Source organism: Gordonia sp. LMA484 (genome assembly GCF_058129505.1).
This window is the reverse complement of record NZ_CM176700.1, coordinates 572,785-587,938: the sequence shown is the minus strand read 5'-3', so window position 1 is coordinate 587,938 and position 15,154 is coordinate 572,785. Positions and strand designations below refer to the sequence as shown.

Sequence of the window (15,154 nt, the reverse complement as noted above, 5' to 3'; positions counted from 1 at the left end):
GGATCCGTCAAAAATTGCGCCCCGCACCCCTGCTCCACGAAGCCGCCGCGCCATGCCAATATGCTGACAGATCGAGACCCGCAAAGAATCGACGTGATGCGCCGCTTGCTCCTGACCGTGCGCGGGAAACCAACCGTAACCACCAGAACCTCTACTACCCACCCGGAAACACTGCCGAGACTAAGTGACATTACGGTCACGAAGTCAGTTCCGCACCGGCTAGAGAATTAGAACTCTCACTCGCCAGTTCACTGTCACCAGCGGAAGCCGTGCCTCTATCCCCATAGTAACCATAGCGGTACGCTTTTCCGCTAACAGTCGCCGCATTGACAACAGTCCCCAATACCAATGCCTTGGCTTTCGAAAGCTGCGTGAGGGTCGATATCAAGTCTGGACGTTTCGTGCGTCCGGCACGAATAACAACAATTGTCCCGTCAACCCATTGCGACAAGACGCAAGCATCGGTCACGGGCAATATTGGCGGCGAATCAACGATAACGAAATCGTACGCGCCGCCGAGCACGTCAAGTACATCTCGTGCGCGTTGAGAGCCGAGAAGCTCCGCGGGATTCGGCGGCAGCTGACCACTCGGCAGGATATCGAGACCCGACATGTCGGATCTCTGCACCAGACTTGCTACAGGCAAGCCGTCGCGAAGGCAATCTGTAAGCCCGACAGCACCCGCTACATTCAGTCGATCAGCAACGGCCGGCTTTCGCAAATCCGCATCCACAAGGACAACACGGCCACCCGCTTCAGCCAGGGATGCAGCCAGGTTGATCGCCGTCGTCGTCTTTCCTTCACCTTCGCCGGGACTACTCACCAAGAGTTTGCAGGCAGGCTGGTCAACGCTAGCGAACGCAACATTTGTACGTAAACGTCGATACGCCTCAGTAGCTAGCGATGAACCCGATTCGAAATCGGCTAGCGGGCGAGCGTGCAGGGAGCCATCTACAGCTACTAGAGTCAGTGGCCCCTGACCAGTTATCGTCTCAATGTCAGCCTCATCGCGTATCTTATTATCGAATCTCGCACGCGCGAGCAGAAATAATAGACCAGCTATAATTCCGATAAACAAACCTAACAAGATGTTTCGAATGATGCTGGGCGAGAATGGGGAAGCTGCGGGCACTGCCGGAGTAACCACCGTCACTTTTGCGAGAGGGACTTCACTTGCGCTTGGTCGTTCCAGAGACGCAACATATCGCGTCATCGACGAAGCTACTGCGTTAGCTAACGCAGCCGCGCTTGCAGACGAATCACGTACCGCAACGACGTTCAACAGAACCGTATCGGGAGCCGCGTTCGCGCTTACTGCCTTCCGGGCGTCATCAATAGTCATTGCAACATCGCCGTACCGGATTGCATCGCTTAAGACCGCATCCGACTTGACCAGGCGAACGTAGGAATCCACACGCTGCTGGGACGCAAGACTGCCTTGGTAAGCATTCTGCGAATTAGCCGTAGTACCGGACGTGACGTACAACGTCGCTGTCGATTTGTACATTGGCGTCTGAAGCAATGAAATCGCCAGAGCAACCACTGCGAACGCAGCGGCAACGACTGCGACGATCCACCAACGCTCACGCGCGACCACTAGATAACGATTGAACTGCCGAATCTGAGCGTCTGATTCCGAACGAAATGACATAGTTACCTCCGACAATGGACTGAAAACAATTTCGGGCAAGATCCTTCTGATCTCAAACCGACCACGACGATGTAATCGGAAACTGCATCTGAGCCGCCAGCACCTTAGCCGCAAGGAGATGTCCGGTTGCGTTCAGGTGGGTGTCATCATCCGCCAGAAGATCATTAGGGTCATTGAATCTGCCCGGAACCTGCGGCAGAAATTCGAAAAAAGAAGTATAGGTGACATTATGCGAAGACCGAGCGATTCTCCGCATCGACTCCATGTAGTCAGTCCAAGACGCGGGACCACGAGGTGACGTGTTGTGCTGTGCAACGAGCACGACCCAGGGCGGGATACTACTGAGCGAATCGATCCTCTCGACCAGGGTGCGAACCTGATACTCAAATCGTTGCGGCTGAATGCCGTTACCTCTATCATTCGTCCCCACGCACAATATGACTAGACTAGGCTGCAGGAACGAGAACCGTTCCCACATACTTTCGGCACCATCGAGTAGGAAGTCGAGGGTGGACCACCCCGCATGACCGCCTTGATACAACGAAAACCCGCTCTCTCGATCGCCATCTCGAAAAGCCGTATTTCCCAAGGACACAGGACCATGAGCGACGATACGAACAGTGTGAATGCTGCGCTTCAGAGTCGGCGACTCCCAAACACCGGTCGGTGAATTTAAGGGACGCCGCACGTTCGGGATCACGAGTATTGGAGGAAGATCATCGATCACAACCTCGAAGGGTGACGATCCAGGTCCTTGAAGAAAAAGAATCTGCAGACCTGTTACCGGTTGAACCGAAGTGTGAGTGAGAGTCGATCGCTTCGCGAGGAGCCTGTTTCGCAGACCTAGGTCGTAAGGAGACTCCTCTGAGGCTCCAGTAACAGCCCATGCACTGTCACGGGCACGGATGACGTATCCACCGGACGAAGGGCGGGGCGCAAACGAAGCCTGGATCGACTTTTCAAGCTGAGTTGAAAAACGCGCAGTCCACGGTTTTGCCACGGCCCCTTCAGCGGTCGAACCGCCTAGGATAAGTCCAGCAACCTTGCCACCACCTCGTGCTGCGACCGCCGAATTCCAGTACCTCTTCGCCTCCAAATTGACGGCAGGCCGCTCCCAGACCGACCTCTCAGAGAAACTCTGCGAACTACCCTCGAGGCTTCTGCAGCCGGTTAGGCCCAGCGCTCCAGCTCCAGCAACGGCCGTACCAGCGAAGGACTTCAAAAGACGCCTGCGATTCAATCGCGTAGATGGGACAGGTAACTGGTCGTCCATCACAGATCCCGCCCGATGTGTCCGAGCAGACAAACTGGTACGTCAAGGAGTGAAGGCCTCGCACCGTCAACCAATTGATCGGCGCAAAGCTGTGAGTCAGCTGGCATCGATAACACCTTCCACCGAAACTGTCCATACACAATCTATATGCTGAATGGTCACCGAATTACCGACCACCCGAGCGCAAGGAATATTTTCAAGCTCGGGCCGACGAGGCTCGCAAGTCGAGAACAGGCGACGAGCTGACACGAAAGGCTGCTCGGCGCAGACTGCACCGCGTGCGACCGGCATCGCAACGACGTCTCCAAGAGGCGTCTCGAGATCACTGACGATGAGGTCTGTCGATTCGTATCCCGCGAGCGTCACAAAGACATTCGCGAAACCAGCGCTCGCTATACGAGTTACGCGACAATCTCGGTATTCGCTCTGATGGATTGAAATAGCGTCGGCAGCATTACTCGGCAAAGCCCACGACGCGAAACGTACTGCGCGGTTTCTGCATGCCAGACTGTTACGAACGTAAAAAACATCAACCACCCACGATCCGGCAAAGATTGAGGTGTGAGATAAAACGTACCGGCTTGGCATTGTCCGTGGGCCAATGCTGTCGAACTTTCCGTATCGGAATATAGGCAAGCCGGAGCCAGGGATGCGCCAACGGGGATACGAAGTAGATGAAATCCAACTTTGGCCCACTGCCTGCCGCACCAACTGCCCTCGCTCGGTGCCATTCGTACCCCGAAGAAGTGCAAAATGATTTGATCGGATGTTCGATATAACAACTGGCACGGAGCGGGACGAATAACTCATGTTGGCATACAACGGATCATCGTGGAACCAGCCATGCCTTCGACCGCGGTGAAAATCAACAGCGTGATTGTGGAGGTGTGCAACACCGTGCTCCCGCGAGACGCAAGCGCCAAATTCCATCAGAGACGTGGCCCTTACCCGATCTGCTGGTCTCGTCTCCCAGAAGCAGGATGAGGAAGGCACGAGAAGCGCCACGAAAGCCTTAAAGCACCAATACGAGGACCCAAACCCAGAATAGCGTTGAGCAACTGTCTTCGTATCCTTGAGATACCCCAAGCGAACTACCCCGCCATCGACAACGCCGCTATCTGCGAAATAATCCACGCAGCGCATCCAAGTCTGCCCTAGCGCGCGCGATAGATCAGGCGTAATCGATGTTCGAAGCGCGGAGATGGCTAGCGGGGCGACCACAGCGAATCTATACGTCATGCTACGCCCAAAGAAGACCGGAGCTCCCATCGAATCCACCATTCCCATTAGAGTCGAACTGTGCTCGTCACAACGATCTAGGTATAGTTCAGAACGGTCATCCCGCTCGCCGGAGTCGAGAAGACCTAGAAGCGGTAGATAAAAGTTATAAGACCACGAACTATAGTAATCAATAGAATTCCCCGGACCGTCCGCATACCAACCGTGCGCCCGGTACCACGCTTCGATTCGGGAATAGCACTTACTCTCGATACGATCGAAGCCCGGCTCCCGCAAACCAAGTCTTGCCAGAGCCCTAATCAGCACCAGTCTATAAATAAGCCAGTTATTGTCGGATGAGTATCGGTTTAAGTTGGTTCGAAACCACTCGGTAATTCGACCCCGAACCTCAGAACAGTCCATAAGCGGAGTCGCACTATCGTCTTCGAACAGAAGTGGGCACACAAGATACGCCATGGCCAGTCCGCCCGATTCGACATAAGACTGCCGAATATGAGAAAGGCCCCACCATCCAGACGCGCGATCATCAGGGAGATTCAGCAACACGCGTTTCCGAAAGTTAGACACAATACTCTGCGATTCGACAATAGAGAGGTCGCCACTCCGAATCAGAAAAGCGGCCAATAGAGAGTTTCTCGCAAACCGTTCGTAAAGGTCCGACTGAAGGCCCCATTTGCTAATCTGACCTAGTTCCCGTCGATCACAGTTCGAGTATTCAATGCTTATCAAATTGCGGTAGACAACCTCTTTAGCTATACTCACAAACTTGTCTTTTTGACTACTCATATCTCACCAACCCATCACGCGCTCGGTCGACAGTCAATAAAGGTACGCCACGGTCCGGAGCCACAAAAACTCTGCAGGACGCCACCGCCACTATGGTTGGCAGAAGCAGAGTCAGACCATAATAGATATCAAAGCTGGTACCATTCAAAAATAATCTAAATGTAACAACCAGTACGAGAGTGAGCCAGTAAGTATTTGAGAAAAAGTTCGCAAAGGCTACGAGGAGAACGACGGTGAATCCTAGAACGAGAATGGCGACAATATAACTGCCGGTAGCGACAGTAAGATAGCCCGTCGGTGATAGAAATTGGCCACTCGATTTATACCCCAAGTACTTTGTGCTCAGCCTCACCGCTAGTGAGTCCGGCTTATCCACCCAAATGCTCCGGGGAATGAACGTATAAAGGGGTGAGAGCAGATCTGATAGCGCGGACGGTTCTAGCTTTGCAGCGAACTGGGCGAAGCGGTATCCGTCCAGAGTGTCAATTCCAGCTCTAAACGGTGCAGCTATGGGATCAGCCGCGATGTTGCGGATCAAGTCGCCTGTAGACTGACCCTGATGCCTCGTAATGTTCGCACGCATATCCGACATAAACGCGCCGACCATAGTCGCAGTCACAATGAGAACAACACCCATAGCCAAGGTCTTGACACGATAGATTGATCCACGGGCGATAACGCCAGCAACAGCAGCTACGATAACCACGGAGATCGGTGAACGAACATTTCCGGCTACTAGTATCGCAACTCCGGTCGCGAGGACGACGGTCAACCAAGGACTTTTAAACGCGCGAAAGTATGCCAAAATTGCGAGTCCACAGACCAGGCATGATCGCAGGATCGCCAGTATGCCCTGGCCCGTAGCAGCACGGCTGGTTAAGTCGACTGGGAAGAAGACCATTGCCGCGACGCCGACCATGATCAAAATGCACGAGGAAATCTTCCAATCGTACTCACTAAACCTGGACGCTTTTGTGCTTCGGCGCTCAACACAGACGAGCCGTACAGCAATTAGCTCCGCAACGATAATCGTTGCAAGTTCAATTGACCAGTGTAGACTCAGTTCATATATTTCAGGCCAGCTGGGCAACGGCAATACCCCCGGGCCGACCAGTTTGCTGGTCGTCCGCCCGGCGCTTTGCAGTACAGCAGGGATCCACATGCATACCGTGTACATCCAGCCTGCGACAAATGAGATGATGCATTGCATGACATTGCGATCAAGGTACTTCATGATCGCCCGTACGTTAATTAAGGCGAACAGCGTGAAATAGAGGCAAACGGAGAGAATCATCGAGCACCTCGATTGATCGCCTCATTAAGAATTTTATGATGCATACGCGCCCATTCTGTCTCGGAGAGACCCCCAGACATCGGGTTCTCAATAGACATGGCTTCTTCGCGTGCGAGTGTTGTGGCCAGCGCGTCCACAGTAGGTTCGAACACCTCGCCGCCGAGTGCTAGCGCATCGTCGGCGGCGTGGCAGTCGCTTGCCATCATTACCCGGGCGCCAACTGAACGTGCCTCTAACAGAGCCATCGGCAGCCCTTCTCGTGCCGGTCGGCCCGACGTGATCACAACCGCCCGACTATTTCTGTATAGATCGTCGGACACCGCGACATGACCGATGAAATCCACATTAGGCGGTGCCGACGAAGCGAGCGTGCCGGCAGCAGGTCCGGTACCAGCGATCACAAACCTCCGGTCTGGCATAACGCGCGCTACATCTAGAAGGAGATCGACCCGTTTGTTCGCGTGCAGGCGACCAACGTAGAGAACGTACCCGGCGTCAGCAGGCGCGCTAGCTTCTCCCCCATGCCTTCGCTGGACTCCTATGGATTGCGGCACCGGATTGGCAATAACTGTCGAATCGATCCCCGCTAAGCTCAGGTCACGCGCGACACCATTCGAGACAGCAATCACGCGAGCGAACCGCGACTGGCGAGCGACTAAACGGCGACCACCCATCGGGAAATTAGTGGGCAACGGAGCATGCTCAGTCCAAACCAGCGGGTAGGAACGAGAGACTATCCACGGCAAGAAGATCTTCTCGCGAAAATACTGGATATGAACGACATCCGGATGCAGCTCACCGAGGCTACGGAGCACCTGAGGTATGTAACTCATCGTCTCTATTGCCTGCACGGGCAATCCCCTGCGCCGGGTGAATTTGGGCCCCGCGCCGACATCCACCGTTTCACCTATTTCGCGTGGCCATTCTGGAAACTGACCCAGGACGGTGACGCGAACCCCGTGGTCCCTCGACAGCGCATGATAAAGCCGATATAGGTACTCCTCAGCGCCGCCGGAAGTCTCCGAACTCGCAATTACCGCGACGTGCATAAGCTGACCCCTATCCGCGAACGCTGTTGACGGATTGCGCAGCGACGGCGGCGGGTGTCGGTTGCTGTCTCCTCATGACGAGAAAAAATCCGAATATGGCCGACATGACAGAACCAACTAGTGAGATCACGCTTGCGCGGTGACTCGAGATGTCGCCCCAGAATACTACGAAGCCAAGCGCCACAATAACAACGTTTACGACGGGCACAAAGCTTCCAAGTCCAGGACGCCCGCGGCCTTGAAGTACCGCTGACAACACCAATGACAGGGACGTACATAGCGTTCCAACAAGAAGGATGCAGGTTGGACCGACGGATTCTTGGAAAGCGGTTCCAAAAACGAACGGAATGAAGTATGGCGCTAACACGACTAATATTCCCACCAACACGAAGCTACCGGCCAGATATACCCTTATGCGTGAGATGATCTCTTGCGTTGAGAGGCCAGCTGACGATAACGTCAACGTGTTTCGCGAAGCGAGCGTGCCAAGGACGAGCGGCACCTCAGCGATCGTTACTGCAACCGCGTAGTACCCAAGCTCACGAGAGCTTGAAGTAGCCGGCATCAGAAGTTGATCGAGTCTCGCCCCAGCAATGGTCGTCACCGTACCGACCGCCGCGACCGTGCTGTACCGGACCATCGTGGAAACACTCGGAAGCAGTTGGTCCTCAGCGGGTGGAACTTGAGCGGGCCGTCTGATGAAGAGCAGTGCGCTCGACAGAAGAAAGGCCACCAGCGCGGCGCCCGCGACCGCTATCGCCGAACCCTGTACTAGATACGCAATCCCCACAACGGAACCGAAGCGCAAGACGGCAGCCAGGCCCCGCTCCACGTCTAGTAAGCGCCATGCGGAAACCGACTGCCACAATGCACGCCTCAATTGCACGACCGCTGAGAGAAGAATAGCGCTCCAGGCGATAACAAGCGCCCAAAAAGAAAGGCCTTGATTCGCACTGACTGTTCTAGCATAGACAATCATGGCGCCATAAGTTAAGAGCGCGGGGGCGATACAAACAGCTGTGGCGCGCTTGTAGACGCCTAGCGGACGTCCAACCCGCGCAGAAAAATATACGATGGCACTAGGGAATCCGAGACTTGCAATCGCTCCTGCTATAGAGATCGGCGCCATGATCGCCGCGAACTGGCCACGTCCGTCTGGGCCAAGACATCTTGCCAACACCGGGCCGCTCGCAATTCCCAACAATGGACCAGCGAGATACATAAGGATACCCCGGAACTGGTCACGGCTTTCCGCCAGGCTACTAAAGCGCACGTTTAGGCTTCGCAACGCGCGCTCTTTCCATCCATAATGGTATCCAGGAGGATCTCGACCTCGTCTGTTCGCGCGTCCCAAGAGTTATTAGAAACTGCGTCAGACACTGCCTCCCGAAAATTGGTCGGTATCGTAGTCGACGTTAGTGTTAGAACCCTATCGACGAATGATCCGCGATCTGCCGTCTCCAGTCCGTAAATTGACCTTCCCCGAAGACTCGGCAAGCGCGTGCTAACAACTGGAAGCCCAGCAGCAAGATACTCAAACACCTTCAAGGGAAACACACCTCGAGTATAGTCATTGATTTTATATGGGATGAGGCCGATAGAGGCTGATCCGCATAATACTGCTAAATCGTTTTGCGTAAGTGTGCCGACATACGAAACATTCGGATGTGCCAGCAACGTTTGAATTGAAACCCGTGCCCTCTCGCCGTCAATCGAAGTTGGGCCCGCAATTGTCAAATGAATACCAGCCGAGGCAAGGCTTAGTAATAGATCAAAGTCTACCTTCGTCGGGGTCAGGTTGCCGCAGAAAACTACGGTAGACTTACGACTCTTGAGCATCGATGCTCTGAAAAGGGAGACGTCACCTACGTTCTCCCAGACCAGAACTTCTCTATCATGGCGAAGACCTATTGACTTAGCGATTTCCTGCGAGCTAGTTACAATTTCGTCGGCAACTGCGACGATTGCATCTTCTGAGCGCTGAACAAACTGCTTTGGTACACGAGGCAAGTTTTGAAGAATATCGACACTATGGTAAACAAGCGCGGAATGCGATCGCTCTAATCCGTAGGTCACAGGAGAAAAGGTCCACAACACATCTCCAGAAATATTTCGCGCCGCCATCTTGAGAAGCGCTACATTCACCGTTCGCGCGATGCGGAATCGATGAAATGGTACCACGGGCAAACTCAGTACCGTAGGAGATTTTCGGCCATTATCTGCCTGCCCAACCGAACGAAGGGTGATTTCTCTGAAGCGCAATCGCGCTAAGAGCTTACCTAAGCCCCTTTCCACGACGCGCCACACTCGACCTAGATCGGCGCTCGAAACAGAAGGCTGACGCAAGCCCAGCGAGTTTACGTATACCACCTTGTGGCCGCGCTGAGCTAGGCGACTCGCAATCTGTTGTTTGTTTGTCCATAGTGGTGCATCCCAATCGGCCGTGGACAGTATCGTCACCGTGTAACTAACTCTGCTTCGCGACACCTCGTCCATAATCTATTGGCCTCCCACGACTTTCCGCACTTCGGTTGCTTCGCGCGCAGCGATGCCCAACTGACGGATGAATTCATCCAAGCGAAAACGCGCTGCATTCCTGCGAATCGTCTCGGGAACCCACTGTGTTTTCAGTGCCTCTGAAATTGCCGCCTGAATTTGTTCTTCTGCAAGTCGTTCAAAGAATACGGCCGTAGTTCCTTCAACCATTGAATCGAGATAACCGCCGCGGCGAAGCGCCACAACCGGTCGCCCGTAAGAATTCGCCTCAATTGGCGTCAGTCCAAAGTCCTCATGTGCAGCCGCGATCAGCGCACTGCAGTTCCGGTAGAGCCAGCGTAATTCAGATTCCGGGACACGCCCAAGTCGAATGACTGCGCTACTATCCTCGATTCCAACATCTCCACCGACGACGATAAGTGGAATTCCCATGCCTTTTGTTGCATGGCACACCTCGTCTACGTTCTTGTACCCACGTTTTCGTGCAACAATGAGGAGATACTCGTCAGGAACTCCTGGGGGTCGTTCCGCGACTCCCTCCGTGTTTATGGTCACTGGAGGATGAACGACGCGGGCTTCACGGCCGTAGACCTTCTGTATCCTGGCTGCAACTGTCGAAGAGTTAGCCACCAATACTTCTGCCGATTCGACCGCTTCCCTATCCCAGATCCTTAATTTCTTTTCGAAACCGCCTATGAAGGGACGCAAAGCTCCGGTCGGACCTTTGAAGAAGTCTTCCTTTTCGTAGAGCCATCTTGCTGGAGTATGGAAATAGATCACCTTAGGCGTATCTGTACGGACACCGTGGGCCCATCCACTGCTGCTGCAGATGACCACATCAGCGTCAGGAATCTCGATATTACGAATCGATCGTCTCATTATAGGGAGGGTCAGGCGAATGTTCTTCTTAGCGAGCCATCCGAAGTTTGACTTTGGATGTTCGATCTTAAAATCGCGAAATTCCGTGAATGTTGAATCTTCGTCATAGAAGGTTGTATGTATCGTTGATAAGTTGAAACCTGAAGCGATGGCTAGAGCGACACGTTCCGCACCGCCGGTCTGTGTCAGATAGTCGTGTACGAAAGCCATGTTCAGCTCGAGCTGCGGAGCGTCAGTAGGACCAGCTTCAAGTCCAGGAACATTTGGTATTAGCATTGTTCCAAATCGATCTATTCTTCGCTCTTCTCGGAAACTGTCGTCGCAGCTCATTCGCCAGCCCCCGGGAGTTCTCGCTTAAATTGCGCCGGCGCTCCTGCGTACAGACAGTTTGATCTAAGTCGCCCTCGCACCACGGATGCTGCAGCGACCACCGCCCCTTGCCCTATTTCCGTGCCCATCAAAACTGTGCTAGCTGTGGCGACCCGAGCTCCATCACCGACTGTTATAGGTGCACCGAGCCTCTGACCCGACCTCCGATTTGGGTCTGACATTTCATGGTCGGACGTGAGAAATCGAACGTCCGCCCCTACGGATACGTATTCTCCGATAGTGATGCCGTCGCGAGTGTCGAACAGCGTTCGGTAGGAAATAACGGCGCCTTTGCCTATACTAACGTTTCGCGACTTGAATATTACGTGTGCGCGTATTATCGCGCGCCGATCAATGCCGGGGATGAACATCCGTAGTAGCTGTGTACGAATTCGAGATGGCAGAAGAAATGTCGCAAGAATCTCGTTAACCAGAAACAGCCAGAGTACGGATTTTTCGTCGCCGCCGTCCTTCCAAATTATCTCAGCGGTCTTTCGAGAGAGTTTCTTGTTGCTTACTTTGGAACTTCGCAGATGGAAGCTGGCTGCTGTTCTCGGTGTCATAGTTGTTAAAGATCCTTCAAGCGAAGTAGTTCCAGCCCTTGTCCTCCCACGACATACGTGTGAGACAAAGCCGGCCGTCGATAATATTCCTTTGGCGAACCACTACACTCAGCTCACCAGGAACCAAGGCGATGAACTCCTGCCATTCGGTGAGTACTAGCACAACGTCTGCGCCTTCGCAGGCCTCGACCGCCGTGACCGCGTAGTCGAGCGTTGGAAACAGTTTGCGCGAGTTGTCCATCGCTTTAGGGTCATAAACAGTTACTGACGCACCTTGGAGCTGGATCTGGCCCGCGACGTTCAATGCTGGCGAATCCCTTACATCGTCAGACTCGGGTTTAAACGCTGCACCTAGTATGGCGATTCGTTTTCCGAGGAGCGAGCCTCCACAGACCTTCCGCGTTAGCTCGACCATTCGCGTGCGGCGACGCATGTTGACGTTATCGACCTCGCGTAGGAAGCTCAGCGCCTCTGCGGCTCCGAGCTCACCAGCTCGTGCCATAAACGCTCGAATATCTTTCGGAAGACACCCACCGCCAAATCCCAGCCCCGCGTTCAGAAATCTTCGACCGATTCGGGCGTCATACCCGATCGCCTCGGCTATAGCCTGGACATCTGCTCCAGCCGCATCGCATACCTCGGCGATCGCATTGATGAATGATATTTTCGTTGCTAGAAAGGCATTGGCGGACGTCTTAACAAGTTCTGCCGTCGGCGGATCGGTAACGATCAGCGGCGTGCCCGTCTCGATTATAGAGGAATAGATCGTACGGCATACTAGCTCAGCCTGACCACCCGTAAACGCGCCGAGCACCAATCGGTCGGGATTGAGCGTGTCCTGGACAGCATAGCCTTCGCGGAGGAACTCGGGATTCCATGCGATTTCGACGTTGACGTCCTTCGCCAGGTCGTCGATGCGGTCTGCGAGCCGCTGCGCGGTGCCTACAGGTACCGTCGACTTGCCAAGGATTAGAGAATCGCGGGTAAGCAGCGGTACCAACTCTTCGACCGCTCCGTCGACGTGCGTCAAGTCGGCGCTGTATTCTCCCTTTTTCTGCGGCGTTCCTACTGCTATAAAGAATAAGTCGGCAAAATCGGCCGCTTCACCATATGAGGCCGAGACCCTCAATGCACCGGATTCGATGTGCCTTCTTAGCAGATCAGGTAGGCCCGGTTCATAGAAAGGAACTTCACCCACCGCAAGCTGCTCGCGCTTCTCCGGAGCGACCTCAATCCCAAGGACTTCGTGCCCCAATTCAGCCATGCACGCCGCATGTGTCGCGCCTAGGTATCCGAGCCCGAGCACCACCATCCTCATCAGTACGCTCCATCCTTCGCTACGACTGCTCTTACGGTCTTCCACAAGATGAGCGCGTCCTGCATTATCGACCAGTTCTCCACATACGACAGGTCAAGTCGCACAGACTCCTCCCACGACAGGTCCGACCGCCCAGACACCTGCCAGAGCCCCGTCATCCCCGGCTTCACCAACATCCGGCGGGCAACGCGGCCGTCGTACTGGTCGACTTCATCTGGCAGCGGTGGGCGTGGCCCCACCAGGCTCATCGTGCCGGTAAGCACATTCAGCAGCTGGGGAAGTTCGTCAAGGCTGTATCGCCGGATAACGGCGCCGACCTTAGTGATCCGAGGGTCGTCACGCATCTTGAACAGAAGGCCTGAGCCCTCGTTATGTGAGCGAAGGTTCTCCTTGAACGCGTCGGCGTCCGGCACCATCGATCGGAACTTCCACATCCGGAAGGGCTTGTTGTTGATGCCCACGCGGGTAGCCCGGTAGAAGACTGGTCCGCGCGAATCCACTTTGATCGCCACCGCCACAGCAAGGAGCACCGGCGTCAGCAGTGTCACGATGACCGCGGCACCGACTCGGTCTACAAAGGCCTTGCGGAAGCGTGTAGCGCCCTCGTATTGCGGCTTGTCGATATGAACCAGGGGTAGACCAGCTACCGGGCGCACCATCATGCGTGGACCCGCTACGTCAGTGATGCCCGGCGCCACCAGCATGTCGACGTCCAGACCTTCGAGATCCCACGACAAACTTTGCATAGCGCTGTGCCCAACGGCTTCTGCCGACGTGACCGCAACCGTCGTTGCACCCGAGCGCCCAACTGCGTTGGCTACGTCGTCGAAATTGCCGAGGACCGGGATCTGACGTTCACCTACGGTCACTGATTCGCGAAGTCCACTGCGCGCTGGAAGGCAGATTCCCACGACCCGGTATCCCAGGCTCGGCTGCCTCATCAGTCGGTCTGTCAGGGGCATTGCAGAACTCGGCGAACCAACGACTAGCACATGCTCCAGGTTCTTGCCTGCAGCGTGCTGCCGTAAGAGCCGGCGCCGCCACAGCCACCTGGTGAACAGCAACCCAAACGTGCCAATCGGCAGCGCTAACGCCAAAAACCCGCGGGCGATGTTGAGCCGGAACAGGAGGTCGAGAATCGCGAGTGCGCCGAATACCGAGAAGCAGGCCGTGACCACTCGGCTGTACTCCTGCGGGCCCGACCCGATGATGCGCCGGTCAAGGGTCTGGAACGCGCGCAAGGCCAGTAGCCACACCACCCCGAGAACGATTGACACGTAAGCGGCCGGCGCCTTAATTGCGCCGTTCGGGGTCAAAGCGTCGTCGGCGCCGAACCGCGCCCACTGCGCGACTGTCATCGCCACCGCGATGATCACCGCATCAGACCAGGCGAGGCGTGCGAGGTAACCCTGGACCCACGAGCGTGAGCGCTCGCCCGAGCGACTCACGAATCGCAGTCGCTGTCCGAGTCGCGCCGACGTCACTCCACGTGAAGCGTCGTACGCCTGACCATTCGCCAACGTCGCTTCCTCTCCCCGACCCCGTTCACAGTGTTTTTACTGGAACGCCAAAAAAGGCAGCACAGAGCCAGCGCCGCCATTTCTAGGCTTCTTCAGAGACCATTTTTTGACCCTGAACGGATGCTGAGAAGGTTATTGCAGTCACCTGACTTTGACAACTTGAAAGCGGACCGCAGCCCTTCCGCCATCGCAAAGATTGGGAGGTTTGGGCCGGCAGCGCACACGCCAAGCCAGTCTGCTACATCGGGTTTGTCCACATCTCCGTTAGCCGGCCCCAACGGTGACCTGCATGTTCGCTGACCAGCATCGTTAGAGCTGCTAACGATGCCGGATTGCCGGTTGGACAAGTGATTTGGGACACACTTCTCGAGCCGGGGCGATAAGGACCAGCAAAGGTCGAGTTAGCGGACCGCAACTCGCCGACTAGTCGCGGACCTCCCGGCGAAATTCTAAATCGTGAATTTACTACACTTCGTCTTCGATTTGCGTCCGTTTATTGCGACTAACGAGCCGACACTCGAATATGACAGCAGGAACAGCGAAGAACGATTTTTACCATGGTGGTTAGTAGGTGGGAATACCCTGTTTGGACTACACCGTGATTGTTGATCAATTGGTTGCAGCGACGTTGCTTGGGAGCCATCAAGTGCGTTCTCCGCGGGAGCGACGGGCCTGTCAGGTCGGTGCTTTGAGCAGGCGTGCCCGGACGCGCAGTCC

10 protein-coding genes are annotated in these 15,154 nt (G+C 55.1%); all 10 read right to left on the bottom strand.

The window, feature by feature from the left end:
• Window positions 1-196: 196 nt before the first annotated feature.
• The gene (locus AC4AMJ_RS02655) at window positions 197-1,651 is read right to left on the bottom strand and encodes a tyrosine-protein kinase domain-containing protein (RefSeq protein ID WP_489917138.1); all 1,455 of its coding nucleotides are present in this window, start codon (window positions 1,649-1,651) and stop codon (window positions 197-199) included.
• A gap of 52 nt (window positions 1,652-1,703) precedes the next feature.
• Window positions 1,704-2,378, bottom strand: coding sequence for an SGNH/GDSL hydrolase family protein (locus AC4AMJ_RS02650; protein ID WP_489917136.1), 675 nt, complete (start codon window positions 2,376-2,378; stop codon window positions 1,704-1,706).
• Window positions 2,379-3,020: 642 nt separating this feature from the next.
• Window positions 3,021-4,949: a DUF2264 domain-containing protein gene (locus AC4AMJ_RS02645; protein WP_489917134.1), complete on the bottom strand. Its 1,929-nt coding sequence runs from the start codon at window positions 4,947-4,949 to the stop codon at window positions 3,021-3,023.
• Window positions 4,942-6,243 carry a hypothetical protein gene (locus tag AC4AMJ_RS02640; RefSeq protein WP_489917132.1) on the bottom strand — a complete coding sequence of 434 codons (1,302 nt, stop codon included), beginning with the start codon at window positions 6,241-6,243 and terminating at the stop codon, window positions 4,942-4,944. The genes AC4AMJ_RS02645 and AC4AMJ_RS02640 overlap by 8 nt, the downstream gene beginning before the upstream one ends.
• Entirely contained in the window at window positions 6,240-7,292 is a 1,053-nt protein-coding gene (locus AC4AMJ_RS02635) for a glycosyltransferase family 4 protein (protein ID WP_489917130.1), read from the bottom strand. Before AC4AMJ_RS02635 ends, AC4AMJ_RS02640 begins: the two co-directional genes overlap by 4 nt.
• 10 nt (window positions 7,293-7,302) lie before the next feature.
• Window positions 7,303-8,514: an oligosaccharide flippase family protein gene (locus AC4AMJ_RS02630; RefSeq protein ID WP_489917128.1), complete on the bottom strand. Its 1,212-nt coding sequence runs from the start codon at window positions 8,512-8,514 to the stop codon at window positions 7,303-7,305.
• Window positions 8,515-8,567: 53 nt separating this feature from the next.
• Window positions 8,568-9,752 (bottom strand): glycosyltransferase, encoded by a 1,185-nt coding sequence (locus AC4AMJ_RS02625; protein ID WP_489917126.1) that lies wholly within the window; start codon window positions 9,750-9,752, stop codon window positions 8,568-8,570.
• A gap of 39 nt (window positions 9,753-9,791) precedes the next feature.
• Window positions 9,792-10,877, bottom strand: a complete 1,086-nt coding sequence (locus AC4AMJ_RS02620; RefSeq protein WP_489917124.1) for a glycosyltransferase — start codon at window positions 10,875-10,877, stop codon at window positions 9,792-9,794.
• A gap of 738 nt (window positions 10,878-11,615) precedes the next feature.
• Window positions 11,616-12,917: a UDP-glucose dehydrogenase family protein gene (locus AC4AMJ_RS02615; protein ID WP_489917122.1), complete on the bottom strand. Its 1,302-nt coding sequence runs from the start codon at window positions 12,915-12,917 to the stop codon at window positions 11,616-11,618.
• Window positions 12,917-14,437: a sugar transferase gene (locus tag AC4AMJ_RS02610; RefSeq protein WP_489917120.1), complete on the bottom strand. Its 1,521-nt coding sequence runs from the start codon at window positions 14,435-14,437 to the stop codon at window positions 12,917-12,919. Before AC4AMJ_RS02610 ends, AC4AMJ_RS02615 begins: the two co-directional genes overlap by 1 nt.
• Window positions 14,438-15,154 lie beyond the last annotated feature (717 nt).

Coding starts and splice junctions, on each gene's coding strand:
- AC4AMJ_RS02655 (WP_489917138.1), bottom strand. CDS start 1,651: ATGTCATTTCGTTCGGAATCAGACGCTCAGATTCGGCAGTTCAATCGT.
- AC4AMJ_RS02645 (WP_489917134.1), bottom strand. CDS start 4,949: ATGAGTAGTCAAAAAGACAAGTTTGTGAGTATAGCTAAAGAGGTTGTC.
- AC4AMJ_RS02640 (WP_489917132.1), bottom strand. CDS start 6,243: ATGATTCTCTCCGTTTGCCTCTATTTCACGCTGTTCGCCTTAATTAAC.
- AC4AMJ_RS02635 (WP_489917130.1), bottom strand. CDS start 7,292: ATGCACGTCGCGGTAATTGCGAGTTCGGAGACTTCCGGCGGCGCTGAG.
- AC4AMJ_RS02630 (WP_489917128.1), bottom strand. CDS start 8,514: ATGTATCTCGCTGGTCCATTGTTGGGAATTGCGAGCGGCCCGGTGTTG.
- AC4AMJ_RS02620 (WP_489917124.1), bottom strand. CDS start 10,877: ATGGCTTTCGTACACGACTATCTGACACAGACCGGCGGTGCGGAACGT.
- AC4AMJ_RS02615 (WP_489917122.1), bottom strand. CDS start 12,917: ATGAGGATGGTGGTGCTCGGGCTCGGATACCTAGGCGCGACACATGCG.